At 71.5% G+C, this 20,494-nt stretch carries 20 protein-coding genes; 9 read left to right on the forward strand and 11 right to left on the reverse strand.

Annotated elements, in window-relative coordinates; genetic code table 11:
• Positions 1-5: 5 nt before the first annotated feature.
• Genes ACIBI5_RS51255 through ACIBI5_RS51270 form a run of 4 tightly spaced genes read right to left on the reverse strand, consistent with a single transcriptional unit; the run spans position 6 to position 4,394 of the window.
• Positions 6-1,319 (reverse strand): ABC transporter substrate-binding protein, encoded by a 1,314-nt coding sequence (locus ACIBI5_RS51255; protein WP_397258638.1) that lies wholly within the window; start codon positions 1,317-1,319, stop codon positions 6-8.
• Positions 1,320-1,333: 14 nt separating this feature from the next.
• Positions 1,334-2,140 (reverse strand): carbohydrate ABC transporter permease, encoded by an 807-nt coding sequence (locus ACIBI5_RS51260; protein ID WP_397258640.1) that lies wholly within the window; start codon positions 2,138-2,140, stop codon positions 1,334-1,336.
• 8 nt (positions 2,141-2,148) lie between these two features.
• Positions 2,149-3,084, reverse strand: a complete 936-nt coding sequence (locus tag ACIBI5_RS51265) for a carbohydrate ABC transporter permease (protein WP_397258642.1) — start codon at positions 3,082-3,084, stop codon at positions 2,149-2,151.
• The gene (locus ACIBI5_RS51270) at positions 3,081-4,394 is read right to left on the reverse strand and encodes a glycoside hydrolase family 36 protein (protein ID WP_397258644.1); all 1,314 of its coding nucleotides are present in this window, start codon (positions 4,392-4,394) and stop codon (positions 3,081-3,083) included. The genes ACIBI5_RS51265 and ACIBI5_RS51270 overlap by 4 nt, the downstream gene beginning before the upstream one ends.
• Before the next feature lie 162 nt (positions 4,395-4,556).
• Between ACIBI5_RS51270 and ACIBI5_RS51275 the strand changes: the two genes are divergently transcribed.
• The gene (locus tag ACIBI5_RS51275) at positions 4,557-5,759 is read left to right on the forward strand and encodes an ROK family transcriptional regulator (protein WP_397258646.1); all 1,203 of its coding nucleotides are present in this window, start codon (positions 4,557-4,559) and stop codon (positions 5,757-5,759) included.
• Here the strand turns inward: ACIBI5_RS51275 and ACIBI5_RS51280 are convergent.
• Complete coding sequence (locus tag ACIBI5_RS51280; protein WP_397258648.1) at positions 5,699-6,523, reverse strand: phytanoyl-CoA dioxygenase family protein; 825 nt, start codon at positions 6,521-6,523, stop codon at positions 5,699-5,701. The genes ACIBI5_RS51275 and ACIBI5_RS51280 overlap by 61 nt on opposite strands.
• Before the next feature lie 103 nt (positions 6,524-6,626).
• Here ACIBI5_RS51280 and ACIBI5_RS51285 point away from each other — a divergent pair, with 103 nt between their 5' ends.
• The gene (locus ACIBI5_RS51285) at positions 6,627-7,427 is read left to right on the forward strand and encodes a helix-turn-helix domain-containing protein (RefSeq protein WP_397258650.1); all 801 of its coding nucleotides are present in this window, start codon (positions 6,627-6,629) and stop codon (positions 7,425-7,427) included.
• Between the two features lie 9 nt (positions 7,428-7,436).
• Entirely contained in the window at positions 7,437-7,895 is a 459-nt protein-coding gene (locus ACIBI5_RS51290) for a peroxiredoxin (RefSeq protein WP_397258652.1), read from the forward strand.
• On the opposite strand, the gene ACIBI5_RS51295 is transcribed toward ACIBI5_RS51290, so the two are convergent.
• From ACIBI5_RS51295 to ACIBI5_RS51305, 3 genes are read right to left on the reverse strand one after another with little or no spacing between them, the layout of a single operon-like run.
• Positions 7,872-8,519 (reverse strand): class I SAM-dependent methyltransferase, encoded by a 648-nt coding sequence (locus ACIBI5_RS51295; RefSeq protein WP_397258654.1) that lies wholly within the window; start codon positions 8,517-8,519, stop codon positions 7,872-7,874. The two genes, ACIBI5_RS51290 and ACIBI5_RS51295, sit on opposite strands and share 24 nt — an antisense overlap.
• A gap of 25 nt (positions 8,520-8,544) precedes the next feature.
• Positions 8,545-10,176 carry a DUF885 family protein gene (locus ACIBI5_RS51300; RefSeq protein ID WP_397258656.1) on the reverse strand — a complete coding sequence of 544 codons (1,632 nt, stop codon included), beginning with the start codon at positions 10,174-10,176 and terminating at the stop codon, positions 8,545-8,547.
• Positions 10,173-11,792 (reverse strand): PucR family transcriptional regulator, encoded by a 1,620-nt coding sequence (locus tag ACIBI5_RS51305; protein ID WP_397258658.1) that lies wholly within the window; start codon positions 11,790-11,792, stop codon positions 10,173-10,175. Before ACIBI5_RS51305 ends, ACIBI5_RS51300 begins: the two co-directional genes overlap by 4 nt.
• A gap of 131 nt (positions 11,793-11,923) precedes the next feature.
• On the opposite strand from ACIBI5_RS51305, the gene ACIBI5_RS51310 reads away from it, so the two are divergent.
• Genes ACIBI5_RS51310 through ACIBI5_RS51330 form a run of 5 tightly spaced genes read left to right on the forward strand, consistent with a single transcriptional unit; the run spans position 11,924 to position 15,908 of the window.
• The gene (locus tag ACIBI5_RS51310) at positions 11,924-12,481 is read left to right on the forward strand and encodes a nitroreductase family protein (RefSeq protein ID WP_397258659.1); all 558 of its coding nucleotides are present in this window, start codon (positions 11,924-11,926) and stop codon (positions 12,479-12,481) included.
• A complete protein-coding gene (locus ACIBI5_RS51315) occupies positions 12,478-12,786 on the forward strand; it encodes a DUF6092 family protein (RefSeq protein WP_397258661.1) in 309 nt (102 codons plus the stop codon). The genes ACIBI5_RS51310 and ACIBI5_RS51315 overlap by 4 nt, the downstream gene beginning before the upstream one ends.
• A 5-nt stretch (positions 12,787-12,791) precedes the next feature.
• Entirely contained in the window at positions 12,792-13,274 is a 483-nt protein-coding gene (locus ACIBI5_RS51320; protein WP_397258750.1) for a RidA family protein, read from the forward strand.
• A 19-nt stretch (positions 13,275-13,293) separates the two neighbouring features.
• Positions 13,294-14,367 carry a DUF917 domain-containing protein gene (locus ACIBI5_RS51325; RefSeq protein ID WP_397258663.1) on the forward strand — a complete coding sequence of 358 codons (1,074 nt, stop codon included), beginning with the start codon at positions 13,294-13,296 and terminating at the stop codon, positions 14,365-14,367.
• Positions 14,364-15,908, forward strand: a complete 1,545-nt coding sequence (locus ACIBI5_RS51330) for a hydantoinase/oxoprolinase N-terminal domain-containing protein (protein ID WP_397258665.1) — start codon at positions 14,364-14,366, stop codon at positions 15,906-15,908. Before ACIBI5_RS51325 ends, ACIBI5_RS51330 begins: the two co-directional genes overlap by 4 nt.
• Positions 15,909-15,914: 6 nt before the next feature.
• Here ACIBI5_RS51330 and ACIBI5_RS51335 read toward each other — a convergent pair whose 3' ends face one another.
• From ACIBI5_RS51335 to ACIBI5_RS51345, 3 genes are all read right to left on the reverse strand, one after another.
• Positions 15,915-16,538, reverse strand: coding sequence for a maleylpyruvate isomerase family mycothiol-dependent enzyme (locus ACIBI5_RS51335; RefSeq protein WP_397258667.1), 624 nt, complete (start codon positions 16,536-16,538; stop codon positions 15,915-15,917).
• Between the two features lie 76 nt (positions 16,539-16,614).
• Complete coding sequence (locus tag ACIBI5_RS51340) at positions 16,615-16,923, reverse strand: hypothetical protein (protein WP_397258669.1); 309 nt, start codon at positions 16,921-16,923, stop codon at positions 16,615-16,617.
• A gap of 135 nt (positions 16,924-17,058) precedes the next feature.
• Positions 17,059-17,655: a TetR/AcrR family transcriptional regulator gene (locus tag ACIBI5_RS51345; RefSeq protein WP_397258671.1), complete on the reverse strand. Its 597-nt coding sequence runs from the start codon at positions 17,653-17,655 to the stop codon at positions 17,059-17,061.
• Positions 17,656-17,752: 97 nt separating this feature from the next.
• Here ACIBI5_RS51345 and rph point away from each other — a divergent pair, with 97 nt between their 5' ends.
• Entirely contained in the window at positions 17,753-20,488 is a 2,736-nt protein-coding gene (rph, locus tag ACIBI5_RS51350) for a rifamycin-inactivating phosphotransferase (protein ID WP_397258673.1), read from the forward strand.
• Positions 20,489-20,494 lie beyond the last annotated feature (6 nt).

Genomic DNA, 20,494 nt, shown 5'->3' on the forward strand with positions numbered 1-20,494 from the left:
GACTCCTACTTGATGGTCGCGTTGCCGTCCGTGACGGCCTGGTCGAGGCCCTGCTTCACCGGGGTCCGGCCCAGGTAGATCTCGTTGAAGATGGAGTTCAGCTTCTGCTCGAAGCCGGTCCAGCCGGTCACGATCGGCATGTTGAACGTCGTGCCCTTGGACTCCTCCAGGTACGGGGTGACGTCGATCTTCTTGGTGGTCTTCCAGAAGTCGACGTAGCCCTGCGCCAGCGCGTCGCCCTTGAGCGCGGGGAAGGCGAAGCCCTGGTCGGCCATCGACTTCTGCGCCTCCTCGGTGCCCAGGTAGGCGGCGAGCTTCTTGGCCTCCTCCAGGTGCTTCGACTTGGCGTACACCGCCTCGCCCAGGCCGTTGATGTTGGCCGAGCGGCCCTTGGGGCCCTCCGGCATCATCGCGACGCCGATCTCGAACGCCGCCTCGGGCGCCACGAACGGCAGCAGCGCGTTGTTGGCCGGGTACATGGCGACCTGGCCGCCCTTGAACATGTCGGCGGCCGTGCCGGTGGGCGGGTTCGTCTGGCTCGCCGGCGGCGAGACCTGGTGCTTGTTCACCAGGTCCACACCGAACTGGACCGCCTGGACCGAGGCGTCGTCGTTGAAGGTGTACTTGCCGAACGGCTTGTCGATGAGCTTGCCGCCGTTGGACTCGATCCAGTTCATCCACTGGGTCTGCGAGTGGTTGGCCGAGGCGAAGCCGTACACCTTGGTCTTGGCCGCGTTGAAGCCGGCCTCGCCGGGGTGCTTGCCGGCCTCGTCCACGGTCAGCTTCCTGGCCAGCTCCAGCAGGGTGCCGGAGCCGTCGGGCGCCCAGGTGAGCTTGTCCGGCATCTCCACGCCGGCCTTCTTGAACAGGTCCTTGTTGTACAGGATGCCTGGCATGCCCCAGTCCTTGGGCACGCCGTACAGCTTGCCCTCATAGGTGTTGGAGGCGACGACGTTGGGGTGGTACTTCGCGGTGTCCAGCCCGAGCGAGCCGAGGTCGGCCAGCACGCCCTTGGTGGCGAACTCGGGGAAGTAGGTGACCTGCATCCAGAACACGTCGGGGCCGCTGCCCGCGACCGCGTCGGCGGTGAGCTTGGTCCAGTAGTCGTCCCAGGGCAGGACCTCGATCTTGACCTTGATGTTCGGGTTGGCCTTCTCGAAGGCGGCCATGACCTTGTCGTAGCCGACCTTCTGCTGCTCGTCCCAGATGCGGTAGGTGAGCGTCACCGGTCCGCCGGCGTCGGAGGATCCGGAGCCGCAGGCGGCGAGGGGGAGCAGGGTCAGCGCCGCCAGGGCGAGGCGGAGACGGGGGGATTTCATGGGGGGTACGCCTTTCACTTCAGCCCGGTCAACACGACCGACCGGACGATGTAACGCTGGAAGAAAATGAAGATCACGACCATCGGGACCAGCGCGATCAGCCCGCCGGACATGATCGCCGTGTAGTCGACCCCGATGCCCACCTTGAGCGCCGCGAGGGCGACGGTGATGACCTTGGTCTCGTCGCCGCTGGTGATGATCAGCGGCCACATGAAGCTGTTCCACGTGGAGATCACGGTGATGATCGCCAGCGTGCCCAGCGCGGGCTTGCACAGCGGCAGCAGTACCCGCAGAAGGATCGTCAGCGGCCCGGCGCCGTCGATGCGCGCGGCCTCCTCCAGCCCCGCGGGCAGGCCGCGGAAGAACTGCCGCATGAGGAAGATCCCGTACGGCGTGCCGAGGATGTACGGCACCAGCAGCCCGCCCCAGGTGTTGATGAGGTCGAGCTGACGCATGATGAGGAACAGCGGGATGACCGTCACCGCGACCGGCACCATCATGGTCGCGACGAACAGCCAGAACAGCACCTCCCTGCCGCGGAAGCGGAGCCTGGCGAACGCGTAGGCGGCGAACGTGGTGAACACCAGCTGCCCGGCCGTCAGCGCGAGCGTCATGAGCAGCGTGTTCAGGATGAAGGAGGGGAAGTCGCCGCCCAGCAGCTTCTCCAGGTTGGCCGTCGTCATCGGGTCGCCGGGCAGCCACGGCGCGGTGGTGTGGAGCTGGGCGCGGTCCTTGAAGGCGGTCAGGACGACCAGCAGATAGGGGAAGACGGAGACGAACGCGCCGATGACGAGGACGGCGTAGAGGAGGAATCGCTTCACGGTCTGCCTCAGCTCAGGTCGTAGGTGGTGCGCTTGCTGAAGAACCGGATCTGCGCCGTCGTCACCAGCAGAATGATCAGGAAGAGCAGCATCGACAGCGTGGCGGCGTAGCCGAAGTCGAACTCCCTGAACGCGGTGTGGAAGATCTTGTAGTTGAAGACCGTCGTGGACTCGCTGGGCCCGCCCGCCGTCATCGAGTAGATCGTGTCGAAGGCCTGGAAGGCGCCGATCATGTTGGTCACCATGACGAAGAACATCGTGGGGTTGAGCAGCGGCAGCGTCACCCGGAAGAAGCGCTGGCGCGGCGTGGCCCCGTCGACGGAGGACGCGTCGTGCAGCTCCTGCGGGATCCCCTGCAGCCCCGCGAGGAAGAACAGCATGTTGTAGCCGGTGTTCTGCCAGACGCTGACCAGGGCGACCGCCGGCAGCGCCAGCGAGGTCTCCGACAGCCAGGCGGGCCCGGTGACGCCGAACACCTCCAGGAACCGGTTGATCGCGCCGTCCCTCGGGTCGAAGATCCAGCTCCAGACCAGGCCGAGCACCATCGGCGTCGCGATCCAGGGGATCACGAACAGCGCGCGGAAGAACTTGATCCCCCTGAGCTTCTGGTTCACCAGCATCGCCAGCGCCAGCGCGAGCACCGTCTGCAGCGGGATGCACAGCAGGACGTACAGGACGGTGACGCCGAGCGAGCTCCAGACCGTGCCGTCGGCCGCCATCGCGACGTAGTTGTCCAGGCCGACGAAGACCGGCTCCGACAGCAGTTCCCAGTCGAACAGGCTGAGGCCGAAGACGATGAGGACGGGCAGCAGGAGGAAGGCGACGACGCCGAACAGGCTCGGCGCGACGAACACGTAGGGGTGCAGGGAGCGCCAGCCGCGGCGCGCCTTCCCGCGGCGCCGCCGGCCGCTCGCCGCCGACAGGGGCCGCGCGTCGGCCGTCACGACGGATCCGTCCTGGTCGGGACCAGCAGGCGTCTGGTCGTCTCCAGCCCCCACGCGTCGAGCGCGGCGATCGGGTCGCTGGAGCCGCGCAGCCCGCCGGTGGCCGCGATGTGGGCGGCCCAGTCCTCGCGGGCCTCCACCTCGGGCCTGGCGATGAGGCAGTCGGGGTCGTTGACCCACCAGCGGGCGTGCAGGAACTCCCTGGCCGCCCCGGCCAGGGAGGCGCCGAGCTGCGACGGCTGGCTGATGTCGCCGGACCTCGGCAGCAGCGTGGGGGCGATGTCGGGGCTGACCCGCATGATGTCGACCAGGCCGAGGCTGGGCAGCATCGGGGCGCCGCAGCCGTGGATGGTGGCGCCGGGTCCCGCGCCCTCGCGGATCAGCTCCAGGCCCCTGCGGTAGGCGGCGATCGGATCCACGTCCTGGTGGCGGCGGCCCGGGAGCGCGCCGGCGTAGATGTAGTCGAGCTTGAAATGGGTCAGGCCGATCGCGGCCAGCCGCTCGAAGACGTGGACGAGGTGGGCGGCGGCGTCGGGGTGGGTGACGTCGAGGACGGCGAGGTCCTGGTCCCACATGTGCCCGGCGGACACTCCGGGCACCAGCCAGTCGGGGTGCTCGCGGAAGATCCGGCTGCGGTGGCCCGCCAGGAAGGGGGCGACCCAGATCCCGGCCCGCTTGCCGGCGTCGGTGATCGCGCCGACCGCGCGCTCCAGCGAGCCGAACTCCGGTCGTAAGTCCAGCCAGTCGCCGATCCCGGCCTCGTAGCCGTCGTCGATGAGGAACATGTCGGCGTCCACGCGGTGCCGCCGGGCCAGCTCCAGGTTCTCCAGGACGTCGGCCTCGGTGACCTTGTCCCAGTAGCCGTACCAGGTGCACCACATGGGCGGCACCGCGGGGAACGACTCGGGGGCGTGCCCGGTGGCGATCGTGCGGGCCCAGTCGCGCAGCGCCCGGTCCAGGCTTTGTGAGGTACGGCTGTGCCGTACCGGGCCGTCGGCCGAGACGATCAGCCGGTCGTGCTCGCGCCGGGCCCGGATCGAGGGCACGTGCAGAGGGCCGGGCGCGGACCACAACTCGACGGGACCACCGTCGCCGGGGTCGATCGCGAGCAGGCCCTCGCCCTGGAACACGCCGGCGGGCACCGGCGTCTCGGGGCGGTAGCAGAGGGTCTGGATCGTGGGGTCGGCCGCACGGGGCGGCCGGTCGTCCAGGCGGTAGGCGCCTGTCGGGCTCCACGACTGCCAGCCGTGTTCGAAGACCAGCGCGTTCCGGGGGTCGCAGCTGACCTCGCCGACGTCTGCGAACGGCATCAGGCTTGTTTCCTCTCGCTACTTACGAAGGAGTGCTTCATTACTAGCACCGTGGCAATCAGCGGGTCAATGCCGATTTCGTAGCGAAAACCAAGGAAAACGAGCCGAAGTGCGCACTGGCATACTGCTCACATAACCAGGAAAGCTCCATTAGGGAGGACGATGACGAACCTTCGCGGCGGTGACCTGTCCCGGCTGAGACAGCTCAACTCGCTGTCGGCCCTGCGCGAGCTGCGCGGGGCCGGGCCGCTCACGCTGTCGGCCCTGGCCGAGCGGACCGGCCTGTCCAGACCCTCCACCAAAGACGTCGTCGACGAGCTCATCGAACTCGGCTGGGTCGTCGAGGTCCCGCCGACCGCGGGCAGCATGGGCCGCCCCGCCCGGCGCTACCGCTTCCGCGCCGACAGCGGCTACCTGGTGGGCATCGACATAGGCGCGCACAACGTCCGTGCCGCGCTGGCCGACCTCGACGGCGAGGTGCTGGCCGAGACCAGGCAGCCCGTCCTGCCGGAAGCCCCGCTCGCCGACCGGCTGGCCGCCATAGAGCGCGCGGTGGACGGCTGCCTCGCCCTGAGCGACAAGCGCATGACCGACCTCTGGACCGTGGCCGTCGGCACCAACGGCGTCGTCACCCGCGAGGGCCACGTCGTCTTCTCCGCCGCCATCCCCGCCTGGCGCGGCCTGGACCTGGCCGCCGAGCTGCGCCGCATGTTCCCGTGCGAGGTGCTGATCGAGAACGACAGCAGGCTCGCCGTGCTCGCCGAGTCCAAGCGCGGGGCCGCGCGCGGCGCCGGCGACGTCGTCTTCCTGCACATCGGACGGCGTATGGGATCGGCCCTGATCATCGACGGCAAACTCCACCGGGGGTACGGCGCGGCCGCCGGCGAGATCGCCATGCTGCCCGAGGCGCGCTGGTACGACGCCCCGGAACACCTGCACGCCTGCCCCGCCGTACCCGCCGACGTGCCGCCCGAGGACGCGGCGGGACACACGCTCGCCGCGGCCAGGGACGGCGACCCCGTCGCCCTGGACTGCGTCGGACGCTTCGTCGACGACCTGGCCGTCGGCACCGCCGCCATGGTGCTGCTGCTCGACCCGGAGGTCGTCGTGCTCGGCGGCGGCTTCTCCCGCTCGGCCGACGTCCTGCTGCCGCCGCTGCGCGAACGCCTCGAACGCGTGTGCATGCGCATGCCCGAGGTCCGCGCCTCGACGCTGGGGGAGGAGTGCGTGGTCTTCGGCGCCATCGAGTACGCCGTCGCCCACCACGACCGCCACCTGTTCGCCGACGACGGGGACTCCGGAACTCAGCGGTTGCCGGGCTCGGCCGGGCAGGGGTCGCCGACATGGACGCGCGGCACCGGGTAGAGCACGCTGCGCCGACGCTCCGGCAGCTCCTTCAGCCAGGCGTCGTCGTAGGCGTAGCCGTAGCGGCTGCCGGCCCAGACGGGCCCGTACCGGTAGATGAGGACGCGGCGCTCACCCGGGTTCGTCCGGGTGGAGCCGCCGTGCATCAGCCCGTCGACGAAGAGCAGCGCGTCGCCCTTGTTCAGATACGCCGGGATCGCGCCGGGCAGGGTGTCCATCCGGTCGCCGCGCGCGTAGTCGCCGGCCAGCGGATGCTTGAAGTTCGATTTGTGCGAGCCGGGCACCACCATCGTCGCGCCGTCGCCCGGCCCGATGTCGGTGAGCGCGAGGATGATGTTGACCTGGCCGCAGCGGAAGACGCCGTGGTCGTAGCGGTAGCCGCAGCGCAGCGCCGTACGGTAGCCGCCGGAGTGCACGGGATGGTGCCCGCCCGACTCCCTGATCGAGGCGATCGTCTCGTCGATGAAGACGCCGGGGATGTAGCTGTCCTCCTCGCCCGCGTAGTGCTTGACCAGCTCGAACCAGCTCGGATGGTCGATCAGCTCCTCGAACGGCCGCCCGGCCGCCACCGCCTGGTGCAGCTCGAACCCGGTCTCCGGGGTGTAGTCGCGCCGCTGGCCGCCCCGGTACCACTCGCCGCGGGCCAGATCGCGCGGGAAGGCGTCGAACTCGGCGTTGAGCCGCGCCAGCAGGTCCTGGTCGACCGCGTTCTCCAGGATCAGGTAGCCGTTGAGGTCGAACATGAAGTCGTCGAGCTCGGACATGGTGCGTACCTCCGCATCAAGGGGTGTTGTCTCCACCCTCCTGCGCCGCACCCCCGCCGGGCATCCACGCGCAATCGGCAAGGAGTCGCGTATTCTCAAGGTCGTGCCCCTCGCCCAGGTGATCGGCCTGCGGGCCTTCCACGTGACCTCGGGACCGATGCCGCGGTCCCACATCCACCCCGAGCTGGAGTTCAACCTCGTCCTGTCCGGCACCGCCCGCTACACCACCTCGGCGGGCGCGGTGGACCTGCCGCGCGGCAGGCTCGCCGTCTTCTGGGGCGGCTACCCGCACCGGCTGGTGTCCGAGCGCGACGTCGACTTCCTCTGGGTGACCGTCCCGCTGAGCGCCGTCATCGGCCAGCCCGCCCTGCAGAGCGCGCTCGACCGCCTCCTGCAGGGCCATTTCCTGTACGGCACCGCCCGCGAATCCGCCCACGACCGCTTCCTTATGCGCCGCTGGGAGGAGGAGCTGCGCCTGGGCCGCCGCCCGGTGGCCGACGAGGCCGAGATCTGCCTGCTGGAGCTCCACGCCAGGCTCGCCCGCCTCGCGACCGGCAGGCGACCGGCCACCGGCGCCGTGGAGGCCCGCTCGGCCGAACGCATGCTCGCCGTCATCGCCCGCGGCTACACCGGCGACCTCACCGTCGAGGAGATCGCGCAGGCGGCCGGAGTGCACCCCACCTACGCGGCGCTGGCCTTCAAGCAGGCGCTCGGCATGCCCGTCTGGCAGTACGTCACCCAGCTCCGCCTCGCCCACGCCCGCCGCCTGCTGTCCGGCACCGATTGGGGCGTGGACCGGATCGCGCACGCCAGCGGCTTCCAGACCCGCTCCAGCTTCTACCGCGCCTTCCGCCAGGCCCACGACCAGACCCCCACCGAGTACCGGGCGGCCGGCGAGACGTAAGGTCGTCGCATGAGAACGGGCGACCTCGTCGAGGACTTCGAGCTTCCCGACGAGACGGGCCGGCCGCGCCGGCTGTCGGACCTGCTGGCGGACGGTCCCGTGGTGCTTTTCTTCTTCCCGGCGGCGCTGACCGCGGGCTGCACCCGCGAGGCTTGCCATTTCCGCGACCTGGCGGCCGAGTTCGCGCAGGAGTCGGCGCGGCCCGTCGGCGTGAGCACCGACGAGGTGGAGCGGCAGCGGGAGTTCACCGACACGCACCGGCTCGGCTACCCGCTCCTGTCCGACCCGGACGGGACGGTCACCGGCAGGTTCGGCGTGCGGCGGGGGCTGGCCCTGGCGCCGACCCGGCGCCAGACCTTCGTGATCGACACCGACTTCCGCGTGCTGGCGGTGGTCAAGTCGGAGATCCGCATGTCCGTCCACGCCGACAAGGCCCTGGAAGCGCTACGAGCCCGCCGGGTCGGCTGAGCGGGTGGCGGACAGGTAGATCCTCCTGGTGGGGATCTCGTCCTCGTACGCCTCGCGGACGGTGACGTCGTCCACGAGGAAACCGGCCGCCCCGGCCGCGGCACGCAGTTCTGGCGCGGTGAACTCGGCCCAGTAGACCCGCAGCTCACTGCCGAGCGGATCGGCGATGACGCCGTCGCCGGATCCCTCCTTGGCGACGACCAGGAGCTGACCGCCCGGACGGATCGCCGCCGCCCACGCGGTGAGCGCGGCCGGCAGTTCCCGCTTGGGCTGGTCGTGCAGGGAGTAGTACGACACCAGGCCGTCGAGCGCCGGCGTGACGGCCCGCTGGTCCATCACCTCGAACCGGCATCCGGGCTGCTCGCTTCTGGCCAGTTCCACGCAGCGCGGCGACAGGTCGACGCCGAAGGCGTCCAGGCCGTGCGCGGCCAGCAGCGCGGTCACGTGACCGCAGGGCCCGCAGCCCGCGTCGCACACTCTGCCTCCGTCGCCGATTCGCTTGGCGAACGCGTCGAGGACCTCCCGGTCGAAGGGCTTCCCCTCCAGCTCGTGGCGGAACAGGCGCAGATAGTGGTCGGCACGCGCGTCCCAGGCCCGCACGACGTCCGAAGCGTTCCCCTCCATGGGCGCCATCGTAGAGCCGGCCGCGCTACCCGAGTTCGGCCAGCCGGTCGGCCTCCTCGATGTGGTCGGTGAGGCCGAGCGACTCCCACCGCTGGAGCGCGAGCGGCACGTTGCCCTCCAGCCAGAGCCGGTCGTGGAAGGCCCCGAGATCGAACGCCGCGCCCTGGCTGCGGCGGGTGGCGGCCAGCAGGTCGAGCACCTGCAGCTTGCCGATCTGATAGCTCAGCCCCTGCCCGGGGTTGCCCGCGAAGAACACGGCCTCCTCCCACGCCGTGGCCCTGTCCATCGGCACCGCATCGGCCAGGACGTCCGCGGCCTGGTCCAGTGTGAGGTCTCCGAGCGCGAGCGCGACGTCCACCTCCACCCGCAGCGCCCGCAGCCGCATGGCGTTGGCCACGAACACGGCGCTGTGCGGGGAGCCGTCGAACAGCCCCGCCTGCAGCATGAGTTCCTCGTGGTAGAAGGCGATGCCCTCGTTGGCCGCCGAGTCGTGGTAGCGGCGGCGTACCGGATCGGGGTGGTGCCACGACAGCGCCAGCTGCTGGGCGTGGACGCCCTCGTGGGCGAGCTGGACCAGAGGGTCGCGGGCGGCGGCCAGCTCGAAGTACGGCAGGTCGGGCCGGGGCGGCTCGACGTATCTGATCGCGTCGGCGCCGGGACGCGACTCGACGCCGATCTCGTGCGGTACGCCGAGCCACGACAGCGGCGCCAGGTAGGCGGGCATCTCGGCGAAGAGGTAGTGGCGCAGGGTGGCGGGCTGGCTCAGCAGGCCCGTATCCGTGTAGAAGGCCCGCAACGCCAGCTCGTCGGCCGCCTCCGTCTCGACCAGGGCGGCGGTGCCGGTGGGCAGGGCGGGGTCGGGCGCCTCGCGGTGACGGTGCCGGAGCGCGGCCTCCAGCGCCTCGGCCCTGTCCCATTCCCGGCGCCCCATGGCGCGCACCTGCCGCGCGCCGTACGGCAGGAGCGCGACCTCGTGCAGGAAGAAGGCCAGCGCGCCGGCCCCGACGGCCGTCCGGTCGGTGCAGGCGGGCAGCTGCCCGCGCAGCCAGACGGCGAAGTCGTCGAGCGCGCGCACGGCCGCCCGCGTCGTCTCGCCCAGCCGCGTGCCGTCCGGCAGGAGCGGCGCGAGGGCCGACATCGCGGTGCTCAGGGATGGGCCCGCGCTCTCCAGCAGCGTCAGCGCCGACCGGGCGAACGGCGCGGCGGCGTGGCCCGCCAGGTTCTCGCGGCCCTGGGCCAGCACCGCGGGAATCGCGTCCAGCGCGGCGACGATCGAGGCGGCTCGCGTCACGGTGAACGGCGGCGCCGGCAGGAGCTGGTTGTAGACGGCCACCAACGCCTGGTCCAGGTAGAAGCAGGGGTTGCGCTGCCAGGCCCGCAGGACGTCCAGCTCCCACCTCACCCGGGCGAGCGCCGACCCCAGCAGCCTGGCGTCGACCCCGACCGGGACGGGCGCCCCGTCGAGGTCGAGCGCGCGCAGCTCCGCGTCGTAGGAACGCCACGTCTCCCGCCGGGCCGCCACCGAGGCCGCCGACCAGTCCGGCACCCAGCCGGGCGGACGCTCGACCCTCGTGATGTCGTCGCCGGAGTCGGGAGCGGCCGCGACTCGCCACCGCCAGAAGCGTTCCGCCAGATCCCCGAGCTTTTCCGCCGTCATCTCGTACCGACTTTCTGTGCGCCTGCCGGGTGTCCGGCCCCGGATCCAGAGGCTATCGGGGTCGCGACCGGTCCATCCTGGCTCGCTCGGGCGGCCACGCGGCAGGCCAGTTGCAGCAGGAGGCGGTGGTCGGCGTTGTCGCCGTCCATGTCGAGCAGGTCGAGCAGCCTCTTGACCCGGTTGGCGACGGTGTTGCGGTGCACGCCCAGCGCCGCCGCCGCGTCGCGGGGCGAGCCGGGGTGGTCGAGGAAGGCCTGGAGCGTGCGGATGGCCTCGTCCTTGCGCCGCGGGCCGAGCTCGTCGAGCGGGGCCAGCAGGCGGTCGACGACGACGCGCGAGCTGTTCATGGCGTACCACTGCAGCAGCACGCGCCGGAACCCGAGGTCGCGGAAGGCGAGCGGACGGTCCTGGTGGCGGGCGGTGCGCGCGGCCGCCCCGCCGGCGCGCGCCTCGGTCGCGGAGGTCTGCAGGCCTTCGAGCCCCTGGTAGGAGCCGCCGACGCCGCAGTACAGGCGCAGGCCGGCGAACTGCTCCTTGAGCCTGGCGAGCACGGCGCTCGCGGTGCGGGCGAGCGCCTTCGGCTGGGTGGCGGCGGGTTCGGACCGGTCGGTCCGCACCAGCGTGAGCGCGCTGCCGGCGTCCGCGCGCTGCCAGTCCGCGCCGTCGTTCAAGGCCGCCTGCAGCGCCAGGCGGCGGGCTTCGACCGTGAGTTCGTGGCGCGCCGCCTCGCCGCCGGTGAGGCTGTCGAGGTTGTCCAGCTCGATGTGGATCACAGTGTGCCAGCCGTCGACGACGAAGCCCGCGCGCCGCGTCCTGGCCAGCAGCGGCCCGGCGTCCTCGGGCGCGCTCAGCAGCAGCTCCGCCAGCAGCGCCGCCCGCGACGCGGCCGGCCCTTCCGAGGTACGGCGGGCCTGCTCGATCGTGTGCCCGGCCAGCGAGGCGGCCCGGTGCAGCACGAGGCGCACGACCGCGTCGGAGGCGTCCCCGGCCGGCGCGCACCTCAGCCGCGCCCGCACCGCCCCGGCGACCGTCACGGGCACCCCTTCCCCATCGGGGTGCTGCTCGGCGGTGACGGGCGCCCCCTCGCCGTCCGGGCGCCGCTCGACGGTGACGGGCCTGCCGAGTTCGCGCCCGGCCAGCGCGGCCAGCTCGCCGATCGGGTCGGGCCCCGGCTCCGCGCGGTCCAGGGCCGCCAGCGCGGCCGCCGCCCGGGAGATCGTGCGCATCGGCCCGAGGGCGAGCTCCTGCTCGATCGCGATCACGAGCCGCGCCAGGTCCGTGCCCCGCTCCACCGACAGCAGCGAGAGCCCGCGCCGCTCGGCCAGCCTGCTGACGGTCAGCGGCAGCGGCCGGTCGGGGGGCAGCCCGACCAGGGCGAGCGCGGCCACGTTCGCGCCGGCGGCGAAGCCCACCGCGACGTCCAGCAGGTCGGGGTTGATCTCGTCGGAGGCTCTGCCGGTGCAGACCCCGACCTGGCCGTGGGGGGCGGGCGGGATGGCCCGCATGTCCTCGATGAGCGTGACCCGCGCGATGTCGCGGGAGTGCCCGGCGTCGCAGAGCACCGTGACGGCCCGGCCGATGTCGGGCCTGAGCAGGAGTTCGCGGACCACCGTCATCAGCCGCACGATAGTCCCAGGTGTGCGATGCGCACAAGATGAGGATTTGAGATGTGCTATCGCACATATCCCTTTTGTCTGGCCCGGCTTAGGGTCAGGCACAACCTTCCCGAACCCCCCAGGGAGCGCACATGATCGATGCCAAGCCACTCGACATAGCCGACGGCATGCGGCGCCGCCGTATGCACCGGATCTTCGAGGACCGCCCGGTGCCCGCCGAGGTCCTGGGCCGGATGGCCTGGGCGGCGGCCCGCGCCCAGCAGGCCCGCTCGGGCGTACGCCACGTGGTCGTCGTCGACGATCCGGTGCTGCTGGCCACCGCGCGGCAGGTGCTGCCGGGGTTCCTGAACAACGCCCCGGCCATGCTCGCCCTGTGCTCCGACCTCGACCAGGCCGGCACGACCGGCGGCCCGCGCATGGTCGAGCACGTCAGCCGCCTGGACTCCGGCGCGGCCTGCGCGCACCTCGCGCTCATGGCGCAGACGCTGGACCTGGGCATCTGCACCGTCACCAGCTGGGCGGACGAGGCGGTCCGCGCCCTGTTCGGGCTGCCCGCGCACATCCGCCCCGACGTGACGGTCGCCATCGGCTACGTCACCAAGGAGACGGCCTCGCCCGCGGTGCGCGGATTCACCTCGGGGCTGCACCACAACGCCTTCGGCGCCGCCTTCGAGGACGGCGCGCGATGACCGCGGCCGGCGAGGAACTGGACCGCGCCCTCTACGAGACCGTCACGGTGCTGGTCTGCAGCGCGCCGCTCGCCCTGGACGAGACCAGGCTGCTGTCGGCGTTCCGCATGCTCGACGCCGCCGACCGGCTCATGGGGATCATGGGCGAGCACGACGACGCGTTCCTGCGGCGGGCGCGGGCCGACTACGCCGCCCACCGCATGCTGGCCATGACGGACCAGGCCGCCTTCACCGACTGGATGTCGCGGTACGTGGCCGAGTTCGCCGCGCAGGCGCTGCGCCGTACCCGCGCGGAAGGGGTGTGAGCGCGATGGGCGTCGAGGAACGCATCAGGGAACTCGGCCTCGTCCTGCCGGCGCCGCTCATTCCGCCGGACGGGCTGCGGCTGCCCTTCCCGTCGGTCCGGGTGCGGGGGAACCGGGCCTATCTGTCCGGGCACGGACCGCTGCTGCCCGACTGGTCGGTGGACGGCCCGGCGGGACGGGTCGGCGCCGAGGTGAGCGTGGAGGAGGGCTACGCGGCGGCCAGGGCGACCGGGCTGCACATGGTCACCAGCCTGCGCGCGGCCCTCGGCGACCTGGACAGGGTGACGGCCTGGCTGCGGGTGTTCGGCATGGTCAACGTGGCACCGGGCTTCACCCGCATGCCCGCGGTGATCAACGGCTTCTCCGATCTGATCCACCAGCTGTGGCCGGAGGACAGCGCGCTCCACGCGCGCTCGGCCGTGGGAGTCGCTTCGCTCCCGTTCGGCATTCCCGTGGAGATCGAAGCCGAAGTGGAGATCGACGGATGAACCATCAGGAGGTGGGTTCGTGAACCGCATCACGCTCGACGACGTCGAGGACCTCGCGCTCGGCGCGGTCGTCCTGGGCACCGGTGGGGGCGGTGACCCCTACATCGCGAAGATCATGCTGCGCGAGGCCATCGCCAAGCACGGCCCCATCGAGATCGTCAACGCCGCCGACCTCGACCCGGACGGCCTGCTCCTGCCGATCTGCATGGTCGGGGCGCCCACGGTCGTCGTGGAGAAGTTCCCGAACGGCAACGAGGCCGGCCGGGTGCTCAGAGCCCTGGAAAGCCACCTCGGCCGCACGGGCGTGGCGGTGTTACCGCTGGAGAACGGCGGCCTGAACTCGTTGTTCCCGCTCGTGGTCGCCGCCGAACTAGGGCTGCCCTGCGTGGACGCCGACGCGATCAGGCGCGCGTTCCCGCAGATCGAGATGAGCCTGTTCACCCTCGCCGGGCTCTCCTCCACGCCGATGACCATGGCCGACTCCATGGGCAACTACGTGTTCTTCGACTCCGTCGACAACGCCACCGGCGAGAAGCTGGCCCGTTCGTGCGTGGCCCAGATGGGGATGCTCGCGGTGGTCAGCGCCTATGCCGTCACCGCCGGCGAGTGCGCGCGGTTCGGCGCGAACGGCTCGCTGACCTACTGCCTGGAGATCGGGCGCAGGATCCGGGCGATCCAGGAGGGCAGGCCGGGGGCGTACGAGGAGTTCCTGCGGTTCTGCGAGGCCGAGATCCTGTTCACCGGCAAGGTGGCCGACATCGAACGCCGCACCACCGGCGGCTGGGCCCGCGGCACGATCACGCTGACCCACCTCGACGACCCGGGCCGCGCCATGCGCGTGGAGGTGCAGAACGAGAACCTCATCGCCTTCGAGGACGGCGAGCCGAAGGCCATGGTCCCCGACCTCATCACCCTGCTCGACACCGAGACCGGCACCGCCATGACCACCGAGGCGGTCGCCTACGGCCAGCGGCTGCACGTGATCGCGATGCCTGCGCTGCCGCAGTGGCACACGCCGGAAGGGCTCGCGCTGGCAGGACCGCGCGCGTTCGGCTACGACCTCGACTTCGTGCCCATCGGAGGGACCCGATGACGACCATCCGCATCGGCATCGACGTCGGCGGCACCAACACCGACGTCGTCGCCATCGACCCCGACGGGCAGGTCGTGACGTGGCACAAGACCCCGACGACCGCGACGTTGTTCGACGGCATCGGGACGGGCCTTTCCGCCGTGCTCGCCCGGGTACGGCCCGCCGACGTCAGCCACGTGATGCTCGGCACCACCCACCCGGTCAACGCGCTCATCGCCAGAAGCAACCTGGCCAGGGTCGGCGTGCTGCGCATCGGCGCCCCGGCCACGATGTCGATCTCGCCGCTGGCGGACTGGCCGCGTGACCTGGCCGGCCTGGTGTGCGCGTACAGCGCGGTCGTGCGCGGGGGCCACGAGTTCGACGGCAGCCCGATGGGCCCCCTCGACGAGGACGCCGTGCGCGCCTTCGCCAAGGCCTGCGGCACCGCCGTCGACGCCATCGCGCTGACCGGCGTGCACTCCCCGGCCAACCCGGAGCACGAGATCCGCGCCGGGCAGATCCTCGCCGAAGAACTCGGCCAGAACTTCCCCGTCACCCTGGGACACCAGATCGGCGGGCTCGGCCTGCTCGAACGCGAGAACTCCGCGACGCTCAACGCGGCGCTGCGCTTCGTCGGCGCGGAGGTGGTGACCGGCCTCGAACAGGCGCTGTCCGCGCACCGTCTGCGGGCGGAGATCTACATGACGCAGAACGACGGCACGCTGCTGAGCGCGGCGGAGGCGGCGCGCCGGCCGGTCATGACGATCGGCTCCGGCCCGACGAACTCCATGCGCGGCGCGGCCCACCTGTCCGGGCTGGCCGACGCGATCATCATGGACGTCGGCGGCACCTCCACCGACGTCGGCATGCTGGTCAACGGCTTCCCGCGCGAGTCGGCCCTCCCGGTCGAGATCGGCGGCGTACGGACGAACTACCGCATGCCCGACCTCATCTCCGTCGGCCTCGGCGGCGGGACGGTGGTCCGCGCGGACGAGGGCCTGCGGATCGGGCCGGACAGCGTCGCGCATCGGCTGACCGAGCGCGCCCGCGTCTTCGGCGGCGACACGCTCACCCTCACCGACGTGTCGGTGCTGGCAGGACGCCTGACGGCCGGCGAGCCGGGCCGCGCGGCCGACGTGTCCCGCCCGCTCATCGGGCAGGCCCTGTCCTGGGTGGACGAGCGGATCGGCAGGCTGGCCGACCGCATCAAGGTGGCCCGCTCCGACCTGCCGCTGGTCGCCGTCGGCGGCGGCGCGCACCTGATCCCGGACGAGATCCCGGGCGTCAGCGTCGTGCACCGCCACGAGTACGCGGCGGTCGCCAACGCCATCGGCGCCGCCATCGCCGAGGCGTCCGGCACGCTCGACCGGACCTACCAGTTCTCCGACGGCGGCCGCGAGGCCTGCCTCGAAGCCGCCAGGCGAGCCGCCGTCGACGCCGCGGTACGCGCCGGAGCCGACCCCGCGGGCACGCGCATCACCGCCATCACCGAGATCCCCATCTCCTACCTGCCGGGAGACAGCGTCCGCGTCCAGGTGAAGGCAACCGGCCCGCTGACCTGACCTTTCTCATGAGCTGGTGAAACGGGCGGCCGCGGCTCCGGACAGCCGCCCGGCGGGCAGCTTCCTGCCGGTGACCGCCAGCAGGATGTCCTGGGCCGGGCCGCTGACGAGGTCGCCGGTGCCGGCGCTCCAGTCGAGGTCGTCGGTGGCGAAGCGGACCCCGTCGAGGTCGGCCCCGAAGAACGTGACGCTCTTGGCCGTCAGGTCGGCGGGCATCGCCAGGATGAGGCGATCCGGCGGGACCTTCCTGTCCAGCCCGAGCGGGAGCGTGATGTCGAGCCCGTGGATCACGTCGTGCCGCAGCGCCTCCCCTGGCCCGCCGCCCGGTGGGGTCCAGGGGTGCTCGGCGTTGCCGCTCAGGGCCGCCACGAGCCGCCCGGTGTCCATGGCCGCGGCGTCGCGCCTGGCCAGGCGGTCGCAGGCCCGGTGGAAGTCGCCGCGGGCACGCAGGATGGACAGGACGACTCGTGGCATGGAGTACCTGAAGGCCATGGACAGGTGGGCGGCGACCTCGCGTACCCGCCAGCCCGCGCACAGCGAGGGCGTCTGCCACTGCTCGGGGGTCAGCCCGGCGAGGAGGGCGGCCAGGTCGCGGCGCTCGGCGGCGATGGCCGCCTGGATGTCGGTCATGGGTTCTGCCTTTCTCCGATGCGTGCTCACGCCTCATGACGCGTGAGCACCCGGAGAATCGACAGCCCCTCGGCGGTCAGATGGGATCGTCGTGCCCGGCCAGCAGGGGATCGCAGACCGGGACGGTCTCGTAGTCCTCTCCCGCCACGGGGCGGATGTCCTGCCAGTGCACCCAGCGCACGTGGCCGCTGTGCCGTACGCCCTCGTGGGTGGCGAGCGTCTGCGGCCGCCACAGCAGGTAGCCCCAGCGCTCGCCGTCGCGGTCGTCGCCCCAGGCGAGCAGGTAGCGCGCCTCGCCGCTGTCGGGCACCGGAAACATCGCCTCCGCGTACTCCACGATCGGCGGACGCCACAGATCGGGCAGACCCTTCGGTTTCAGATCCATGCGATCATTATATAGGAACAGGTGTTCGACATGGGGGGAATTGGACCGAGTTCTTGGACTCTCTCCGGCGGTGGCCGGCGGCGCTGGCCAGGCGATATGTCGGGAAGAGTGCCGTAGTATCCAGCGGGCGACCTCCTAGACCGGTCGGTAGCCCACCTGGCGAAGCAGCGCGAGGAAGTAGGACTTGACGGCCTCGGGGGGCTCGGTGTCGGGGTAGGCGCCCAGGTGGTGGAGTATCGCGCCGTTGAGCATCTCCAGGACGACCTGGATGTCCCGCTCGGGCGGAAGCTGCCCGCGCTCGCGGGTGCGCAGCAGCGCCGCGTGCTCGGCCGCCGCGCGCCGCCCGCCGTGCGCGTTCCGGTAGGCCAGCAGCAGTTCCGGGTGGTCGTCCACCGCGCCGTAGAGCCGGCGCAGCATGCGGCGGTTGCGGGGCTCGCTCAGGTAGCGCGCCCAGTCGTCGAGCATGTGCTCGGTGTCCGGCCACTCCAGCGCTTCGGGGTCGTGGTCCTGGTGCACGGACTCGATGGCCTGGATCAGCAGTGTCGTCTTGTCGGGGAACCTGCGGTAGACGGTGGCCCGCGTCACCCCGGCGCGCTGGGCGACCTGCTCGATGCTGGTCTCCGCGGCGCCGCGCTCGATCAGCAGGTCGAGGGCGGCCGCGAGCACGTCCGCGTCCACCTTCTGGCTGCGGGGCCGCCCGGGTGAGCGCGGGGTGCGCGCGGTGTCGGTCATGTCCGGGTACCTCCTCGGGCGGGAGCATAGTGCCTAGTTACAATACAGATCTGTACTGTATCGTAATCGGCGTTCCCCATAGAGACAGGAAACGGTCATGAGTGCTTACGTGCTCGGCTTCCACGACATCGACAAGACACGGATCGCCCTGGCCGGAGGCAAGGGCGCCAACCTCGGCGAGCTGTCGTCCGTGCCCGGTGTCCGCGTGCCGGACGGCTTCTGCGTCACCACCGACGCCTACCTGGACGTCGTGGAGCGCGAGCCGTCGATCGCCGCGCTGATCGAGGCGCTGTCCGGGCTGCGCGCCGACGACCGCGAGGGCATCGCCGCCGCCTGCGCCCGCCTGCGCGCCGCCATCGAGCACCTGCCCGTGCCCGAGCCGATCCGGAACGACATCGTCGCCCGCCTCGGCCGGATGGGTGGCGAGAACGTGCCCTGCGCGGTGCGCTCCAGCGCCACGGCCGAGGACCTGCCGTCCAGTTCCTTCGCCGGCCAGCAGGACACCTACCTGAACGTGCGCGGCGCCGACGCGGTGATCGACGCGGTCCGGCGGTGCTGGGCGTCGCTGTTCACCGACCGCGCGAGCGCGTACCGCGTCAGGAACGGCTTCGACCACCGGGCGGTCCGCCTGGCGGTGGTCGTTCAGGAGATGGTCTTCCCCGAGGCGGCGGGCATCATGTTCACCGCCGACCCGGTCTCCGCCAACCGCGCGGTGGTCTCGATCGACGCCGGGTTCGGGCTGGGGGAGGCGTTCGTCTCCGGGCTGGTCAACGCCGACAACTACCGGGTCAGAGCCGGCCGGATCATCGGCACGAAGATCGCCGAGCAGACGAAGGAACTGCGCGCCCGGCCGGACGGCGGCACGGAGGAGCACCCGGTCGAGCCCGCCAGGCAGAACGCGCAGACGCTCGACGACGCGCGGATCCTGCGGCTCGAAACCCTGGGCCGGGCGATCGAGGCGCACTTCGGCGCGCCCCAGGACATCGAGTGGGCGCTACGCGACGGCGAGTTCCACATCCTGCAGAGCCGGCCGATCACCACGCTCTACCCCGTGCCGCCCGCCGCCGACGGCAAGAACCACGTGTACATCTCCTACGGGCACCGGCAGATGATGACCGACGCCTTCGCGCCGCTGGGGCTGTCGTTCTTCGAGCTGCTGCACGACAAGCTGGGCCGCACGGCGGGCGTCGTGGCCGGCAACCGCTTCTACAAGGACGTCTCCGCCGAGCTCACCTCGTTCTGGGCCAGGCCCGCGACGCTCAAGAGCCTGGACCAGGTCGACGTGCTGATGGCCGGCGCCCTGCGCGCCGTGCTGAAGCGCGAAGATTTCACCGCCTCGCTGGCGCGCGGCAGAACCTCCATGCTCGACTTCGGCGCGGGCGGCCCGCTGCCGATCGTCAGGCAGTACCTGAAACTCGCCCGCGAGGACGATCCCGGCGTCGTGCCCGCGCTCATCGCGCACACCGAGAAGACCGTGGAGCGGCTGCGGCGCGAGATCGCCGGGAAGTCGGGCGAGGAACTGTTCGCCCACATCGAAGCCGACCACGAGGTGCTGGCCGAGCTCACCTTCGACCCGCGCAGCGTGGCGGCGGCCTTTCTCGGCATCCAGTCGGTGAACTGGGTCAACAAGCACATGAAGGCCTGGCTGGGCGTGTCCAACGCCGCCGACGCCGTCGCCCAGTCCGCCGACCACAACGTGGTGGCCGCCATGGGGCTGGACCTGCTGGACGTCGCCGACGTGGTGCGCGCGCACCCGGACATCGTGCGCTACCTGGAGACGGCCGGGCGCGACACGTTCTTCGACGGGCTGGCCGCCTTCGCGGGCGGCTCCGCCGTACAGGCCGCGATCGAGGACTATCTGCGCGGGTACGGCATGCACTGCGCGGGCGACATCGATCTCACCAGGACCCGCTGGAGCGAAAACCCGACGCTGCTCGTCCCGCTCCTGCTCAGCGGCGTCAGGAACTTCCCGCCCGGCGAGCGCCGCCGCAAGGCGGAGCGGGGCCGCGCCGAGGCCGAACGCGCCATGAACGACCTCCTGGACCGCCTGCGGAAGCTGCCCGGCGGCGCACGCAAGGCGAGGAAGGCGGCCAGGAAGATGAGCCTGATCCGGCACTTCATCGGCTACCGCGAATACTCCAAGCACTCCCTGCTGTTGCGCTACGAGATCTACAAGCGGGCGCTCATGGACGAGGCGGCCAAGCTGGCCGCGCGCGCGGTCATCACGGCGCCCGAGGACGTGTACTACCTGTCGATCGGGGAGTTCAGGGATGTCGTCCGCACCGGTGATCTCGACCCGGAGCTCATCGAGCGGCGGCGGGCGGAGCACGAGACGTTCCGGAAGCTCACGCCGCCGAGAGTGATCACCTCCGAGGGCGAGGTGATCAGCGGCGAGTACGACGCGGGAGGTCTGCCGGACGGGGCGCTGGCGGGCATCGCCGTGTCGTCGGGCGTCGTCGAGGGCCGGGCGCGGGTCATCCTGAACATCGCGGAGGCCGACGTGCGCGAGGGGGACATCCTCGTCACGGTGTTCACCGACCCGAGCTGGTCTCCGCTGTTCGTCTCGGTCAAGGGCGTCGTCATGGAGGTCGGCGGGGTGATGACGCACGGCGCGGTGGTGGCCCGCGAGTACGGGCTGCCCGCGGTCGCCGGCGTGGAAGGAGCCACAAGCCGGATCAAGGACGGCCAGCTCATCCGGGTGAACGGCGCCGAGGGCTACGTCGAGATCCTCCCCGACCCATCGGCGGCTGTCGCGCACGGCGGGCCGGAGTTCCGGCGGGTGTCCATCGGCGCGCGGGAGGTCCCCGGCCGGAATCGAGAGCACCCAGCCTGAGGAGGA

It is taken from the genome of Nonomuraea sp. NPDC050540, from assembly GCF_044457485.1.
Lineage (GTDB): Bacteria > Actinomycetota > Actinomycetes > Streptosporangiales > Streptosporangiaceae > Nonomuraea.